Source organism: Streptosporangium sp. LJ11 (assembly GCF_051918945.1).
Taxonomy (GTDB): Bacteria; Actinomycetota; Actinomycetes; order Streptosporangiales; family Streptosporangiaceae; genus Streptosporangium.
This window is the reverse complement of record NZ_JBPXMB010000059.1, coordinates 1-15,925: the sequence shown is the minus strand read 5'-3', so window position 1 is coordinate 15,925 and position 15,925 is coordinate 1. Positions and strand designations below refer to the sequence as shown.

Here is a 15,925-nt window from a genome sequence, read left to right as displayed (position 1 = left end):
TGGAACGGCTGGCCCAGTACTTGGCTGCGCGACAGGCTGATGAACGCGAACTTCGGCTCCGCGACCATAAAGATCAATGACGGCAGGTTCGGGGACCTCCTCTCGCGCTCCAAGCCCGGCGGCATCCCCTTCGACCCCTGGGCCTGACGAAGGTCACAGGGGACGGCGGGCGAGGGGCGGCCGGGTCCGGGTGATCAGCGCCGCCGCGGTCGCCAGGACGGGCAGCCCCACCACCACGGCGACCACGAACGGCCACGGCACGGCGATCGTGGCGGGATCGCCGGCGCCGTGCGTCGTCATCGGCCGGCTCAGCGCCACGCCCGTCACCGCCCCCGCGACCAGTCCCACCAGCGCGCCGAGCCCGGAGATGTAGAGGGCCTGGCCGGCCACGACCATCCGCAAGGTCCCGGGCGGGGCGCCGATGGCCGCCATCGTCGCCCGCTCCGGCCGGGTGTCGGCGGCGGCCAGGCGGGTGGCGGCCAGCGTGCCGCCGACGACGAGGACGAGGGCGCCGACAAGCCAGCCCCACAGCCCGGGGTCGGGGGTGTTGCGGTAGCCCTCCTCGGAGGCGACCGTGACGCGGGGGGTCACCTTGTGGAGGTCACGCCACAGCCTTGAACCGGCCGGCAGGCGGTGCATGGCGTAGAGCTGGCTCTCCGTCGTCGAGAAACCGGCCTGTTCGACCAGGGCGCGCGGCAGCAGGGCGCCGCCCTGGTGCTCGTCGGCGGGGGTGGCCAGTACGGCGGGCACCTCCAGCCTGCGCGGGGGGCCGGAGGTGGAGCTCGCCCGCAGGGCCAGCCTGCCGTTCCGCAGCGCGGCGGCGTCGAACACCACGGCCTTGCCGCTCGCCAGCGCCGCGGCCGCCCGCGGGTCGTGGCGCCCCTGCAGGAGCCTGAGCAGGGCCTGGTCGCCGATGGCCGCCGTGCGACGCGTGTGTATCCCGTTCCAGCGCACCGTGTACCGCAGCGCGTAGCGGCGGTTGTCGGCGTTCCTCGCCTGGTAGCCGGTGGCCAGCGGCACGCCGGGCAGTTGGCGGGCCGCCTCGGCGCGGAGTTTTTTCCAGGTCGCGTCGTTGACGGTGCCGGCCCAGATCGCCAGCATGCCGGCCGGGCGTGCCGAGGTGTAGGCGTTGCGCCGGTCCATGTACTCGCTGTGGGTGCCGATGCCCACCGCCACGACCGTGGCGGTGACCGCCATGACGGCCGCCACGGCGCTCGCCGTCCGGGACCGGTGGCGGACCGCGTCGCGGACGGCCACCCGCAGCGGGAGCCGCAGCCGCGCGGCCGGCCGTCCCGTCTGGCGGACCAGCCACGGCGTCAGCGCCACTAGCCCGAGCAGGACCAGCACCGCGGAGGAGAGCACCCACACCGAGCCCGGCTGGCGCCGCGCCACCACGGTCGCGCCCAGTCCGGCCAGTACCAGCGTGGCTCCGAGCAGGGGCCAGCCCCGCCGATCGGGTGCCGTGGGCGCGCGCCCGGCCAGCACGGTCGCGGTGTTCTGCCGGGCGGCCTGTACGGCGGGCACCAGCGCCGCCACGAGCCCGGTGAGCAGGCCCAACGCGGCGACGCACAGGACCGGCGGCCACGGCACTCCCGGCGGGCCGGCCTGCCCGCCCCAGCGTGCCAGGACTGGGGCGCCCAGCACCCCGGCCGCGATGCCCAGCGCCGTCGCGACGAGGGTGGCCGGGGCGCCGAGGACCAGCCCGTCGGCCAGCACGATCGTGCGCAGCTGCCTGGCCGAGCCGCCCTGCGCGGCGATCTCGGCCAGTTCCCTGCGCCGCCTGCGGAGCCCGACCGCGAAGGCGGGCCCGGCCAGCAGGACGGTCACCAGCACCACCATGATCACCATGGCGCCGATCCCGACCGTGTACTGGACCGTCGCGGCCGGGTCGCGAACCGGGGACCACGACGAGTCCGTGATCATGGTGCGGGAGGTGACGAACAGGCCGGCCGCGTTCAGCGCGGGCACGTCGGTCCAGGACACCGGCTTCGCGGTGTCGGCGAGCCAGCCGTCGCCGTACTCGCGCGGGGACCACAACTCGTCCGGCGCCAGGGGGAGGTCCGGGCCCACGACCTTGCGGAGCGAGGGCTGGTGCGGGTGCTCGACCACGCCCACCACCGTCAGCGGCGCCGCGCCGGACGGCCGCAGGAGGTCGCCGGGCCGCAGGCCGAGCGCGGGGGTCACCGCGACCTCGCGGGCGGAGGGGAGCCTGCCCTCGCTCAGCGTCAGCATCCCCCTGGTGAGGGGGTCGCGCAGGTCGGTCTCCAGCGCGTCGACCGGCTCGGTGCCCAGCCGGAGCATGCCGGTGTTGAAGGGGAGCAGCCGGGTGCCCGGTCCGAGCAGTGCCGCCACCTCGGCGGCACCGGGCCTGGGCGCGGTCGCCCCGTCGTCGCCCGTGCTCCAGTTCCCCCCGGTCGGATCCTGCTGGAGCACCGTACCCTCGGGTGCCTGCGAGAGGTGGACGTCGGCGGTGCCGAGCGTGGCCACCAGTCCTTCCCGCGGCGTGACCTGCATCGTCTCGGCGAGGGTGAGGAGCGCTGTGATCACCAGGACGGGCAGGCCGATCATCACCATGATGAGCGCGCTGCGTCCCCGGGAACGCCACGCGCTCCGTCGGGCGACGCGCAGCGCGACGCGGACGGCGCTCACCGGGCGCTCTCCAGTGACACGTCCGTGGAATCGGCGATCGTCCCGTCGCGGAGGAACACCACCCGGTCGGCCCAGGCGGCGTAGCGCGGCTCGTGGGTGACGAGCAGGACCGCCGCACCCGCGTCACAGCGGGCGCGCAGTATCTGCAGGATCTCGTCGCCAGCGCGCGTGTCGAGCGCGCCGGTCGGTTCGTCGGCGAGCAGCAGGCGCCGCTCGCCCACCAGGGCGCGGGCGATCGCGACCCGCTGGCGCTGGCCACCGGACAGCTCGTCGGGGAAGCGGTCGGCCAGGTGTGCCACGTCGATCTCCGCCAGCACGGCCACGGCCTCCTGCCTGGCGAGGCGTGACCGCACGCCGTCGAGCTCGCGCGGCAGCATCACGTTCTCCGCCGCCGTCAGCGAGGTGATCAGGTTGAGGTCCTGGAAGACGTAGCCGACCCCGCGGCGGCGCAGTGCCGCCAGGTCGCGTACGGCGGCCAGGTCCTGCTCTCCGAGGTGCACCGTCCCCGACGTGGGCCGGTCGAGCCCGCCCGCGAGGTTGAGCAGGGTCGACTTGCCCGACCCGGACGGGCCCATGACCGCGACCAGCTCTCCCGCGCCGACCTCGAGACTCACGCCCCTCAGGGCGTGGACGGCCGTCGCTCCCTCGCCGTGGACCCTGGTCACCTCGGCCAGTCGTACGACCGTCATCTTTCCTCCTTGAGAACGGCCTCGCAGTGGTCCAGCCACCGTTGCTCGGCCTCGGCCTGGAAGATCATGGAATCGAGCACGAGCCGCTGGGCCGCGCCTTCGGTGGCGGTTCGCTCCGTGGCCGCTCGTTTGGCCTTGGTCAGCTGCTGGAGGGCGCGCATGGTCGCAGTCCGCTGCCTGCGGATGACCTCGGCGACGTCCACCTCCTTCGCCGCGACGGCCATGGCCAGCTTGATGACCAGCTCGTCCCGCGGCCGGTCGGACTGGACGACCGGGGTGCCGAACCATCGCGCCATCTCCGCCAGGCCGGCCGCGGTGATCGTGTAGACGACCCGGCCCTGCTCGTCCGACTCGCCCGGCTCGACCAGCCCGTCGCGCTCCAGGCGGGACAGCGTCGTGTAGACCTGGCCGATGTTGAGCGGCCAGGTCGCCCCGGTCGACCCCTCGAACTCCACCCGCAGCTGATAGCCGTGCCGAGGCCCCCTGCTGAGCAGGGCGAGCAGCCCGTGCCTGATCGACATAGATACTAAGTATGCATATTCAGTATGCAGGACTCAAGGGGATCCGCCGTATTCCGCATGAAACGAGGCCGGGTGCCCCCCACGACATGGAGGGCACCCGGCGAGAACGACAGTGGATCAGGAGGGTCAGGAGGCGAGGACCCGTAGCTCCGAGAGCTGGCCGGCGGGCCACGCGGTGTTGGCTGTGAACACCAGCCGGACGTACCGTACGGCGACCATGTTGAAGCTCGTCGACACGGCGTTCCCGGAGGCCGGGTTGAAGGCGTACGCCCGCGATCCGGCGATCGGCCGGTAGGTGACGCCGTCGGTGCTGCCCTCGATGGACAGCGTCTGGGTGCGGGCACCCCACGACGGCGGCAGTGCCATCTCCACCTGGTAGATCCGGCAGGTCGCGCCGAGGTCCACGGTTAGGGACTGCGGGAAGGCGTTGTTGGCGCTCTCCCAGTAGGTGGCGGCGTTGCCGTCCACCGTGTTCGCCGTGCCGTACCCCGGCTGCGCGCTGCCCTGCACCGGCCGGCCGAGGGCCGCGTTCTTGCCGGCCGCGGAGAACGCCTACACCTCGGCGATCTTGATGGTCGGCGACCAGGGGCCGCTCGGGAAGCTCAGCGACAGGCAGCACCCGTGGACCGGCGGGAAGGTGATCGTGACCTTGTTGCCGGTGGCCGGGTTGAAGCTGTAGCTCTGCGCCGGGCTCACCGTGACGTTGTCCACCGTGCCCACGTAGGCCGCCTGGACCGACATCGTCAGCGTCCGGGCCGGCTCGCCGGCCGGGAGCTGTACCACCACCTTGTCCGTCGTGCGGCGGCCGCCCTCGAAGGCGTAGTTGACCGACACCGAGTTCACGAACGCCGGGACCTCCCAATAGGTGGCCGGGTCGCGGTCGGCCGAATAGAAGCCCCAGTGGCCGTGCCTCGATCACCGCGATCCGCAAGGCGCTGCGCGGCGCGGGCGCCGAACGGCTCCTCGAGACGCGGGCTGGCGGCTACGTCGCGCAGCCCGAGGCCGGGCAGCTCGACGCGCGGGAGTTCACCGAGCTGGTGGCCGCCGGTGAGCTGCGAAAAGCCCTGGACCTGTGGAGCGGCGAGGCGCTGGAGGACGTGCACGCCCACTACGTCGACGGCGTCCGGGAGCTGTGGCGGGACCGGCGGCTGTCGGCGTACGAGCGCCTGGTGGAGGCCGAGCTCGCCGCCGGGCGGCACGGCGAGCTGCTCGACGAGCTCGCCGCCCAGGTGAGCGCCGACCCGCTGCGCGAGAGGCTCGCCGGCCACCTCGTCCTGGCCCTGCACCGGGCGGGACGCCAGGCCGACGCCCTGGCGGCGGCGCGTTCCCACCGCAGGGCCCTCGCCGACGAGCAGGGCCTCGACCCCAGGCGCGCCTTCACCGAGCTGGAACGGGCGGTCCTGGCCGACGATCCGGCCCTGCGCTCCGACGGCGTGGAGCCGGTGCCCGCCGGCCCGCCGCGGCGCTCCACCTTCCTGCCCTACGACATCCCCGACTTCTCCGGCCGGGCCGCCGAGCTGGAGCGGCTCGCGGGCGAGTACCGCGGCCCGGCGGTCGTCACGATCGACGGCATGGCCGGGGTCGGCAAGACCGCCCTCGCCGTCCACGCGGCCCACCGGCTCGCCGCCCGCCATCCGGACGGACGGCTCTTCATCGACCTGCTGGCCCATACCGCGGACCGCGAGCCGGTCGACCCCGCCGCCGCGTTGGAGGCACTCCTGCGCCAGCTCGGGGTGCCCGCCGACCGCATCCCGGTCAACGCGGCCGAGCGGGGCGCCCTGCTGCCGGGGCGCTCCGACACCCTCGTCCTGGTCACCAGCAGGCGGCGGCTCGTCGACCTGGAGGGCGCCCACGCCCTCTCGGTCGACCTGCTGGGGGAGGAGGACGCCGCCGGGCTGTTCGAGCGGATCGTGGGCGAGCGCGCCCGCCGCGAGCCCGGCGCCGTACGCGAGGTGCTGCGGCTGTGCGGGCACCTCCCGCTCGCCATCCGCATCTCGGCCGCCCGCCTCCAGCACTGCCCCCGCTGGACCGTGTCCTACCTCGCCGGCAGGCTGCGCGACCACCGCCGGCTCCTGGACGGGGTGTCGGCGGCCTTCACCCTCTCCTACGAGCACCTCGGCGAGGCCGAGCGGCGCATGTTCCGCCTGCTCGGGCTGGTGCCCGGCCGCGACATCGACCCCTGCGGCGCGGCCGCGCTGGCGGGGATCGGGGAGGAGGAGGCCGAGGAGCTCCTCGAAGGACTCCTCGACGCCCACATGCTCCTGCAGCTCGAACCCGGCCGCTACACCTTCCACGACCTGCTCCGCGAGCACGCCCGCTCGATCGCCGAGGACGACGGCGCCGTCATGCGGCTGCTCGCCTACTACCTGCACCGCTCCCGCGCGGCGATGGACCGGCTCTTCCCCGACAGCGTCGGCCGGCGCGAGGGCGTCCCCCAGCCGGCCACCCCGGTCGCGCCCATCCGCGACGCCGCGGAGGCGAGCGCCTGGCTCGACGCCGAACGCTCCAACATCATCGCGACCGCCGTCCACGGCCCCGAGATCTGCCTCGGCCTCCTGGCTCTGACGATACGCCCCTTCCTCGACCGGCGGGCCCACCACGACGACGCGCTCACCCTGCACTCCCTGGCGCTCCAGCGCAGCCGCGCGCTCGGCGACCGCGCGGTCCAGGCGCGCGCCCTCGCCGACCTGGCGTGGACCCACTGGCGGCTCGGCGAGTACGAGCGGGCGGAGGAGCACGCCCACCAGGCCCTCGACATGTGCGAGGAGGCCGGCGAACGGGCCCTGGCGCTGCTCACGCTGGGCAACGTGGCGCTGCGGCGGCGGGACGAGCGGGCCGAGCCGTACCTCAAGCGGGCACTCGACCTCACCCGGATCGGCGCCGACACCTGGGGCGAGGCCCACGTGCTCGGCATCCTCGCCCTCGTCCTCGACCGGGCGGGCCGTCCGCAGGAGGCCCGGCGCTACCTCGACCTGGCACTGGCGCTGCACCGCAAGGTCGGCAACCCGGCGGGGGAGGCGATGACCCTCGACCAACTCGGCGTCGTCCTGCGGCGTCAGGGCGAGCTCGGCAACACCGCCGACGAGGCGGCCGCGCTCAACGGGCTGGCCGAGGCGGCCGACGACCCCGCCCGGGCGGTCGAGGAGCACACGGCCGCGCTCGCGCTCACCGGCCGGACGCGCAACCGGCCGGAGCGGGCGCGTGCCCACGACGGGCTGGCACGCGCCCACCTCGCGCTCGGGTGCCCCGAGCGGGCCGGTGAGCACGGGCGGCTGGCCCTCGGCCTCTACCGGGAGCTCGGTGTCCCGGAGGCCGAGGAGGTCCGCGCCCTGCTGGAACGGGCCGGGGGGCCCGGGGAGCCGGACCGCCCCGCCCGTACCTCATGACGGCTCACGCGTCGGGCACCGCCACCGGGGCGGCCTGGAGGACCTGGTAGGTCACCTCGGCGAGGGCCCGCTGCCCGCTGGTGCTGGGATGGAAGTAGTCCCAGGTGCTGAGCTGCCCGAGCGTGAAGGGGTAGGAGAAGACGGCGCCGCCGTCGTACCTGCACGTGCCGTACTCCGCGCAGATCCGGGCGAGCACGCCGTTGAAGTCGACGACCCGCTGCCTGACCCGGTCACGGCGCGCCTCGTCCTCGGCGGAGGTCGAACGGGGAGCGGCCAGCATCGACTGGCAGATGCCGAAGGCGGCCCAGGCCGTGCGCGCCGAGGAGCTGTCCTTGCCGACGGCCCACAGGCGCTTGATGTCGGGGATGCTGGCGACGAACACCGACGCCTGCGGGATCCCGGCCGCCAGCTCCTGCATCGCCGCCCGGAAGCGGCTCTCGAAGTCGGCGACCGAGGTCATCGACGACTCCGAGGAGGCGCACGCGTCGTTGGCGCCCATCAGGATCGTCACGTAGTCGACCCCCCGGGAGGCCGCGGTCCTCGCCTGCCCGGCGAGGTCGGCGATCTTCGCGCCCGACCGGGCGTCGTTGTAGGCGGTGAGATCGGGGTTCTGCGTCCTGATCCGGTTGCGGTGGCTGTCGACCGAGGTGCTCGACCCCGTCGACCACGACCGGCTGGTGCAGTCGGCGAACCAGCCGCAGGCGTTGAACCCGCGGGTGATCGAGTCGCCTAGCCCCGACATGGAGCCGGGCGGCGCGACGGAGTCGGAGGTCGCTGTACCGGCGGGGACCACGGTCCAGCCGAGGACCGCGGCGATGACGAGGGCGATGCGGAGGGCATGGCGTTTGGACAAGGGACCTACCTTTGCCAGGGGGTGTGCCGGATGTTGATCGTGCATCGCCCGGGGGCCGCCGTACATAGGGAAAACAGAAAACTTACGCCCCAGTCAAGGTCGCGGTCAGAGACGGGGCGCCAGGTTCTCCCGGCGGGCCGATCCGGCGCGGACGGCGCCGTCCGCGCCGGGCGCCACCCGGCCGTGTGCGCGTGCACGGCGGCGGCCGGCTCCTCGTGCGTCTCCGGCGGCAGCCTGTGGCCCATGCCCGCCACGGTCATCGGCCGCGCCGCCGGAGCTGTCGCGAGCCCGCACAACCCCCATCCGGAATGCGGTCCTCGTGGCTCCGTACGACGACGACGGAGGGCGTTCGCCGGGGCGGTGTCGTGCCGGATTTGGGGTGCCGTTAACGAACGTGTCACCAGCCGTCAACCAAGTCGATCACCCAGACCAGGCGGTCCTCCTCCTGGGGAAAGAACGAGTGCCCCGAGCCGTCATGGTCTCCACGGCACGCCGTTGACCTGCGGCTTCATGCTCATTTGGGGCTGGCGACACGTTCGTTAACGGCACCCCTATTGCCCGGCGCGTACCCGTGATCTCCTCACCCGGCAAGCGTGACCGGCCTGTGAAGAGCTCGAAGTCAGTCCGGCTGAGTGCTGGCCGTCCTTGCCGTCATCTGCGCGCCCGATCTGGAGCACGTCGGCGTGGCGGGCGGGCCCACCGATACCAAGGACGGGCTCACGGGCAAAAGCCTGCGATCGTCTGCTGCGCGTGGGTTTCGCCCTGGGCGAAGGCTTGGCCGAGCCGGTAGGCCGGAGAGCGCTCCAGGGCGGCGTGGGCATACGGCGGGATCGCCGCGCGCAGCGTCGTGCCTTGGGGGCCTTTGGCCGGTAGGTCGATGATCCGGTGGCCGGCGTCGTAGCCGAGGGAGGACAGCTGGGCGTCGATGATGCCGCCGACTCGGCAGGCGGTGACCACGAACAGGCAGAGCATCGCGTAGGCTCGCGCGCTGTCGCGGACCTGGGAGGGGGCGGCCCGGCCCAGCTCGTGCGCCGCGGCGATCGCCTCGGCCTGGGCGTGGGCGTGGGCGTGGGCGAGCATCCGGTCCAGCTCGGCCTTGGAAAGGCCGCGGGTCTTGAAGCGCGCGGGGGGTTGGGCGCGTTCCATGTCGGTGAAGGGGTTGCGGGCGGCGACGCCTGCGCGCATCAGGTAGCGATACCAGGAGGAGGCCGCGGAGATACGCCGCTCGCGGGTCGCCGGAGCAAGGGCCGCCTCACGTAGCGCGGCGCCGTACAGGTCGGCCTCCAGCGGCGCGACGTCCATCTCGTCCAGGCCGCGGACCTCGAGATAGGCCAGCCACCACGACAGGTCTTGGGAGTAACCGCGCCGGGTGGCCGGGGAGCTGCGCTTCTCGCTGGACAGCCACGCCGCCGTGGCGGGCAGCGCGCGCGGCTCCAGTCCGGTGACGCGCATCCGGTTGGCCAGTTCGTACTCGTCGCGAGCCGGCGGCGTGCCGCGCAGCACGATACCGGGCGCGGCGACGGGGACGAGAAGGGCGGCGGTGGCAGGGGTGAGGTCGGTGCTCACGCGGGGTCCTTGGCGCTATCGGCGGCGGAGGGTCCGAGGGCGGGCTGGCCGGGGGTGACGATGGCGCGCAGCAGGTCACCGGCGATGGCGGCGCGCTGCTCGGGCTCGAGGGTCTCCATCGCCTCCAGCAGGCGCTCGGCGGCCAGGTAGCGGGAGAACTCCAGTGGCTGGTCGAAGTAGGCGCGCAGGTGGCCGGCCGCGCTTTCCTGGGAGCGGACGAAGGTGCGGCCGATGTAGGCGGCGAACGCGGCCGCGGCCGCGCCCAGGGCGCCGGTGACGATGCTGGCCGTGGGGGTGGTGGCTCCAAGGGCCAGCACGGCGAAGACGACCAGCAGCACGAAACCCACGGTCATGGCGATCTGGGCGTTGCGGAAGCTTTGCCGGGCCTGGGTGGTGGCGATCTGGTGGTAGTAGTCCAGCCGCTTGTGGGTCACGTCCCACAGCGCTGGCAGGGCCAGCCGGTCGGCCTCGCCGAGGGAGGTCTCCGCCCGTTGCAGGGCCTGCCGGGCGTGTTCGGCACGCTGGGTTTCCCGTCGTTCACCGAAGGTGATTCGGTAAACGCAGTAAGCAACGAAGGCAAGCCCGGCCAGGGCGGCGACAAGCGAGAGGACAGGGAGGAGGCCTTCGACCTGCTCCCGGCCGCCTTGAACATAGGCCACCGCGCCCGGGACTCCCTGTCCTGTCTCATTCAATCTGAGGCATATCAACAAACCCAATCTTCACTCGCTTTTTCGAACACGTTGGCTAGCATTGCCTCCTGGTTGCGATGAAACTGTCTCATTCAACTTGAGGCATTCCATGGTTTTTCTCATCTACTTGAGGCAGTCGACGCTCTGAACAGGCATGATCGGCTCGATCGCGGCGAGCGAAATGAAGATCCACCTCATGATCGATAAAATTTCGCTTGGATGGCCTTGTGCTCACCCCCTGCTGGTGGCTCACCCACACCGAACCTCTCCGTCTGACCGACCAGGTCCCGGCGACGTTTATCGAAGCGTGAGCTGGATGGGTGTCTTCATCCCGTACGCCGAACGCGCTGCGGCCTGGACTGACCAGTCCACGAATGCGTCATCGGTCACGAGGGATGGTCGCCGCTCCGGAAGAAGTCACCGTCCTGCTCACGAGCATCACCGCGACCTGGCGGTCTCTGGGAGAGGCACGAGGGGGAGGATCACGGCTTCATTCGTGCTTGTGCGGTCTCGGGACCGTGATCACCAATGGACGAACGTGTACGAAGCCTGTCCGGGACAGGTGTGTCGCTTGTTGTTCCAGGTCGACCAACAGCGTGTCAAAGGGCCAAGACGCCGCGCAACGTTGCGTAGCGCTGTTCGGGCCTTGAGGCTCTCGACCGGCCTCAGAGGAGGCATCTCTGGAGGAAGAGGCTCCGATTCCTGCCGACAACATGACCAGTTAGGACACAGAAACCGCCTCTGACCTGGATGTTCAGCCAACGAGGCGAGCTTTCAGCTTGGGGGTGGCTGGTTGATGATCATGCCTCAGATGGGTGAGACGAACCGCCGAATACCTCAGTTTGGATGAGACTGCCTCAGATTGAGTGAGACAGGACAACAGCGAGACAGGACACCGCTGGTCGATCGGTGGTTGCCCCGGCCGGGCCGCAACGCAATGAATCGTATTTATTATTTTCTAATTTCTGGAAAATCGAAGGTGTCAGTAGGCTTCCGGCATGCAGGAGCCGGGCGCGGTGACGCCGTGCAAACACTGCGGGACGCCGATCGAGCAGCGGCCCGGGCGGGGGCGGCCGAGGGCATACTGCGCGCAGGGGAACTGCCAGGCGGTGGCCAAGCGCGAACGCGAGATGCGGCGGGCGACGCCGGGCCTTGAGGGGGCGCTGGCCAGGGCCGAGGAGTTCTACGAGCGCATGGAGAAGGGGATGATCGCGGCGATCGCCCCGCTGGCGCAGGTGCTGTCGGAGGAGCTGAGCCCGGCGGGGGTCGAGGCCAAGGTGAGCGCGGTGCAGGCCGAGGCTCACACCCGGGTGGCGATCGCGCGCACCGAGCGTGAACAGGCCTTCGAGCAGGTACGCCTGGCGCGGGAGGCCTCCGAGCACGCCCGGCGCGAGCGGGATGCGATGTCACGCCGCGTGGAGGAGGCCAACGCCGAACGCGACACCGCGCTGGCCGACGCGGAGACCGCCAGGGAGCAGGCGCTGGCCGCGTTGCACGAGGCGGCCAGCACCGAACGCCGGGCCAGACAGGCCGAGCAGGAGGCCACCCGCAGGGCCCAGCGGGCCGAGGCCGCCCGGGACGCGGCGCTGCGGGAGATGGCCGAACGGGTGGAGGCCGCCGAGACCGAGGCGCGCCGGGCCGAGGCGCGCGCCCTCCACGATCAGGAGCAGGCCGGTCAGGCGCGTGCCGAGCGGGACCGGGCGCTGGAGGAGGCCAGGAAGGCTCAGGAGGCCAGAGGCCAGGCCGAGCGTGTCGCCTCGGCCGCGTCGGCGCGCGCCGACGCGGCCGAGGCGGAGCGGGACCGGGCACTGGCGCGCGCCGACACCGAGGCGACCGCGCGTGCTCAGGCTCTGGCCGAAGCGGCCGAGGCGCGTACGCGGGCGGAACGAGTGGACAAGCAGGCGGCCGAGCTGGAAAGGCGGACGGCGCGCCGGATGGCCAAAGCCGAGGAACGAACCGCCGAGAAGATCGCCGAGGCGGGGGAGCGCGCGGCGGCCACAGCCGCCGAGGCACTCGCCGAACGCGACGAGGCGCGCATGCGGCTGGCCATGGAACAGATGCGCCTGACGGATCTGCGCGAGCAGATGGAGGCCCTGCGCGCCGAGTCCGCCCAGCTCAGGGAGCGCGCGATCACCGCTGAGCTGCGAGCCGAGACCGGCTGAGACTCACCGGGACCCTGACCGGGACGAGACCGGCTGAACCTCACCGGGGCCCCGTCCGGGACGAGACCGGTGTGGCGAAGCCTGCTCAGGGGGCTCGGCCCGGCTCCTCGCCAACGCCGGCGCCCAACGCCGTCGCCCCGGAAACAGCCCGCCGGTCGGGTCCGGCGGGTCTCACCCTCGCCCTCGGCCTTCTGCCCGGAGGCGGTGTGCGGCGCCTTCGACCTGTCACGTCCCGGCGCCTCATGCCGGTCACCGGTGGGCGGCGCGGAGGAGGCGGTTCGGGAGGGAGCGGCAGCCGGGGCCCGGGCCTGCCCGGCCACAGAACGGCGACGGTGGCGATCGCGGAGATCGTCAACAGCACACCCAGTAGAATTTCGAGAAGCGCGGCGGTCGACATCAAGTCCTCCCTCGACCTCGCTGTGATCATGTGGCGACGAGGACGAAGGTCTTCCCACACCCCCGTATCGCACGAGGGCCACCCCGCCGGGTCTCCCTGTGCTCGGGGACCGTGATGACGATCGGGGTGTCGGACGGTGGGTACTCCCCTCCGTATCAATTCCACTATCGGTGCAGCTCAGGCCCATAGTCAAACGCACCCCTGAGGTAGAGCGCCCCTCGGGGATCCACCTAACCTGGAGGGACGAGGGGAGTACTTCCAAGAGCCGATCCGGTCAGCACGGACGTTTCGCGACGTCCCCGGGCGGCCGCCCGCAGGCATAGGTGAAGGAGACCTCGAACAGCCGAGCGCGTTCGAGGAGGTTGCATGTCCGCCGAGGCGATCCTGTCGGTAACCGATCTTGAGACGATCGGTTCGCCGAGACTGTGGACGATCACCGTGGCCGCTCTGATGGTCCTGCTGGGCGTGGACTTCGTGCTGACCCGCCGCCCGCACGAGGTGCGGATGCGCGAGGCGGTGGGCTGGTCGGTTTTCTACCTGACACTGCCCTTGCTGTTCGGCGTCTACGTATGGAGGGCCTTCGGGTCCGTTGTGGCGGTGGAGTTCTTCACCGGCTACGTGGTGGAGAAGTCCCTGTCGGTCGACAACCTGTTCGTGTTCATGCTGCTGCTGTCGGCCTTCGCGGTCCCCGCCGTGCTGGCCCAGCGCGTCCTGCTGTACGGCATCATCGGAGCCCTGGTGCTGCGCGCGATCTTCATAGCGCTGGGGGCGGCCGTCCTGCGGAGCGGCACCTGGGCGTTCCTGCTGTTCGGCGGGATATTGATCGTCACCGCCTGGAGGATCCTCAGGGACGCGCTGAGCGGGCAGGAGCAGAAGGTCGACATCTCCTCCATGCGCTCGATCCGGCTGCTGCGGCGCTTCATGCCGGTCACCGACGACTACCGCGGCTCTCACCTGGTTGTCCGCGAGAACGGCCGCCGCGCTCTGACCCCGCTGGCGCTGGCCATCGTGGCCGTCTTCGCCACCGACATCGTCTTCGCCGTCGACTCGGTGCCCGCGGTGTACGGCGTGACCGAGGATCCCTTCCTCGTCTTCGCCACCAACGCCTTCGCCCTGCTGGGCCTGCGGGCGCTCTACTTCGTGCTCCTGGGCGTCCTGACGAAACTGCGGCACCTGAACCACGGGCTCAGCGTCATCCTGGCCTTCATCGGGATCAAGCTCGTCCTGCACTGGGCGCACGGCACCTGGACGTGGGTCCCGGAGATTCCCACCCCGGTCTCGCTGGGGGTCATCGTCGCCGTTCTGATCACCATCACGATCACGAGTGTGTACGCCAACCGCCGTGACGCGAAGTCCGCCTCCTCACCCGCCGAACGCGAGCCTCGCTCGCGGCCGACGGGCTAGCGTTTCGTGCCGGGGGCCGGTACCAGTGGTCACGGCAGCGATGCCGAAACTTCCCCCGCATACGCCTATGAGCTGCTGAGCCGCGCCGGGGCTACCGTTCGGCGGCGGGCAGCGTCGGGCGGTCCGCAGGGGAGAGGCTGACGACGAACACGCGGGGGACTTCCCCGCCGCGTGGCGGCCGGTGACCACGATCCAGGCCGCGGTTCCCGATACGGACCACTCGATCAACGACTTCCGCCGGCATCGACCCCCATGACGGTCTGCGGGTACAGCACGCTCGGATCCGCGGACAGGGCCGCCTTGACCTGGACGGTGTTCTCATCGGCAAGGATCTCGATCCTGCCGGCCTCGAGCCCGTCCAGCGCGGTGCGCACGACGTCGGCGGGGTCGTTCTTCTCCACCTCGAAGCCCGCCATCATGTCGGTGTCGGTGCTGCCCAGATGCAGGCCCGTGACCATGGTCCCCTGACGTGCGAGTTCCAGGCGGATGCCGTTGGTCAGGCTCCACTGGGCCGCCTTCGCCGCACTGTAGGCGTTGGCCCCCTCGTAAGACATCCACGACAACAGCGACATGACATTCAAGATCGACCCGCCGCCGTTGCGGGCCAGCACGGGGGCGAACGCCCGGACCACGTTGAGCGTGCCGAAGTAGTGCGTCTCCATCTCCAACCGGACCTTCTCCAGCTCTCCGGTGACGAGGTTCTGATAGGTGGCGATGCCGGCATTGTTGATCAACAATGTGACGTCGCCCGCGGCGGCCGCCACGGCGGCGACCGACGCCGGGTCGGTGATGTCGAGCCGGAGCACCTGCACGCCGGGAATGTCGACGAGCTCGGGTGTGCGCGCGGTCGCGTAGACCTTCGCCGCACCCCGCTGCAGCAGCTGCCGCGCGAAGTGCCGGCCGATGCCACGGTTGGCGCCGGTGACGAGCGCGACGGAATCGGCGATCTTCATGGTTGCCTCCTGGTGGGCCTGAGCCGTTCTTGTTCAGGTCGTTCACGGGCTACGCTAAAACCTGACGCTGACGTCAGAGGCAAGTGTTATGACCGAGGTCGCGAGGAGGGTGTCCATGCGTATCGGCGAACTGGCCGCCAAGGCGGGCGTGAGCGTGCGGGCCCTGCGCTACTACGAAGAACACGATCTGCTGGCCTCGGTGCGCACCCCCAGCGGGCAGCGGCACTACCCGCGCAGCGCGCTCGGCCGCGTCCAGCTGATCCAGCAGTTGTACGCCGCGGGGCTGCCGAGCAAGACGATCGTGGAACTGCTGCCGTGCATCGAGACCGGCGAGGTGACACCCGAACTGCTCGACCGGCTGTCGGCCGAACGGGACCGCATCGAAGAGCGGATCGGCAGCCTGGTGGACACCCGTGACCGGCTTGAGCACCTCATCACCACAGCCACCAGCGCCAAGAACGCGGGCCACCGCTGCCCCGGATGGGTGTGCCCTCCATCTCCCTGAGGCGCCCCGTGCGGCTTCACGGGACACCTGACACCGTTTCGTCGAGGAGGCCGGGCACGCGAGTGGCGACCGATGACGTCTGCGACGGTGATCGTGTCGTCGTGGGTGTTCCGGTGGGTGATCAGGCCTGGGGCGCGTCCTGCGTCCCGGG

General features: G+C 71.5%; 13 protein-coding genes. 4 read left to right on the top strand and 9 right to left on the bottom strand.

What is annotated here, in order from left to right:
- Positions 1 to 153 precede the first annotated feature (153 nt).
- The 5 genes from ACTOQ3_RS42930 to ACTOQ3_RS42910 all read right to left on the bottom strand — a co-directional run bounded on the left by ACTOQ3_RS42930 (position 154) and on the right by ACTOQ3_RS42910 (position 4,702).
- The gene (locus ACTOQ3_RS42930) at positions 154 to 2,649 is read right to left on the bottom strand and encodes an FtsX-like permease family protein (protein WP_440089793.1); all 2,496 of its coding nucleotides are present in this window, start codon (positions 2,647 to 2,649) and stop codon (positions 154 to 156) included.
- A complete protein-coding gene (locus ACTOQ3_RS42925; protein WP_362851480.1) occupies positions 2,646 to 3,338 on the bottom strand; it encodes an ABC transporter ATP-binding protein in 693 nt (230 codons plus the stop codon). Before ACTOQ3_RS42925 ends, ACTOQ3_RS42930 begins: the two co-directional genes overlap by 4 nt.
- The gene (locus ACTOQ3_RS42920; protein ID WP_362697914.1) at positions 3,335 to 3,859 is read right to left on the bottom strand and encodes a PadR family transcriptional regulator; all 525 of its coding nucleotides are present in this window, start codon (positions 3,857 to 3,859) and stop codon (positions 3,335 to 3,337) included. The genes ACTOQ3_RS42925 and ACTOQ3_RS42920 overlap by 4 nt, the downstream gene beginning before the upstream one ends.
- Positions 3,860 to 3,985: 126 nt before the next feature.
- A complete protein-coding gene (locus ACTOQ3_RS42915) occupies positions 3,986 to 4,369 on the bottom strand; it encodes a discoidin domain-containing protein (protein ID WP_440089792.1) in 384 nt (127 codons plus the stop codon).
- Between the two features lie 42 nt (positions 4,370 to 4,411).
- Positions 4,412 to 4,702, bottom strand: coding sequence for a hypothetical protein (locus ACTOQ3_RS42910; protein WP_440089791.1), 291 nt, complete (start codon positions 4,700 to 4,702; stop codon positions 4,412 to 4,414).
- A gap of 194 nt (positions 4,703 to 4,896) precedes the next feature.
- On the opposite strand from ACTOQ3_RS42910, the gene ACTOQ3_RS42905 reads away from it, so the two are divergent.
- Positions 4,897 to 7,245 (top strand): ATP-binding protein, encoded by a 2,349-nt coding sequence (locus ACTOQ3_RS42905; RefSeq protein WP_440089789.1) that lies wholly within the window; start codon positions 4,897 to 4,899, stop codon positions 7,243 to 7,245.
- A gap of 4 nt (positions 7,246 to 7,249) precedes the next feature.
- Here ACTOQ3_RS42905 and ACTOQ3_RS42900 read toward each other — a convergent pair whose 3' ends face one another.
- The 3 genes from ACTOQ3_RS42900 to ACTOQ3_RS42890 all read right to left on the bottom strand — a co-directional run bounded on the left by ACTOQ3_RS42900 (position 7,250) and on the right by ACTOQ3_RS42890 (position 10,323).
- Positions 7,250 to 8,098 carry an SGNH/GDSL hydrolase family protein gene (locus ACTOQ3_RS42900; protein ID WP_362850723.1) on the bottom strand — a complete coding sequence of 283 codons (849 nt, stop codon included), beginning with the start codon at positions 8,096 to 8,098 and terminating at the stop codon, positions 7,250 to 7,252.
- A 717-nt stretch (positions 8,099 to 8,815) separates the two neighbouring features.
- On the bottom strand, positions 8,816 to 9,664 hold the full coding sequence (locus ACTOQ3_RS42895) for a tyrosine-type recombinase/integrase (RefSeq protein WP_440089787.1): 849 nt from the start codon (positions 9,662 to 9,664) through the stop codon (positions 8,816 to 8,818).
- Entirely contained in the window at positions 9,661 to 10,323 is a 663-nt protein-coding gene (locus ACTOQ3_RS42890; protein WP_440089785.1) for a TRADD-N-associated membrane domain-containing protein, read from the bottom strand. Before ACTOQ3_RS42890 ends, ACTOQ3_RS42895 begins: the two co-directional genes overlap by 4 nt.
- Positions 10,324 to 11,351: 1,028 nt before the next feature.
- Between ACTOQ3_RS42890 and ACTOQ3_RS42885 the strand changes: the two genes are divergently transcribed.
- On the top strand, positions 11,352 to 12,515 hold the full coding sequence (locus ACTOQ3_RS42885; protein ID WP_440089783.1) for a hypothetical protein: 1,164 nt from the start codon (positions 11,352 to 11,354) through the stop codon (positions 12,513 to 12,515).
- Positions 12,516 to 13,278: 763 nt separating this feature from the next.
- Complete coding sequence (locus ACTOQ3_RS42880) at positions 13,279 to 14,316, top strand: TerC family protein (protein ID WP_440089782.1); 1,038 nt, start codon at positions 13,279 to 13,281, stop codon at positions 14,314 to 14,316.
- Positions 14,317 to 14,540: 224 nt separating this feature from the next.
- Here the strand turns inward: ACTOQ3_RS42880 and ACTOQ3_RS42875 are convergent, their stop codons facing one another.
- Entirely contained in the window at positions 14,541 to 15,269 is a 729-nt protein-coding gene (locus tag ACTOQ3_RS42875; RefSeq protein ID WP_440089781.1) for an SDR family oxidoreductase, read from the bottom strand.
- Between the two features lie 115 nt (positions 15,270 to 15,384).
- Here ACTOQ3_RS42875 and ACTOQ3_RS42870 point away from each other — a divergent pair, with 115 nt between their 5' ends.
- Positions 15,385 to 15,774 (top strand): MerR family transcriptional regulator, encoded by a 390-nt coding sequence (locus tag ACTOQ3_RS42870; RefSeq protein ID WP_440089779.1) that lies wholly within the window; start codon positions 15,385 to 15,387, stop codon positions 15,772 to 15,774.
- Positions 15,775 to 15,925 lie beyond the last annotated feature (151 nt).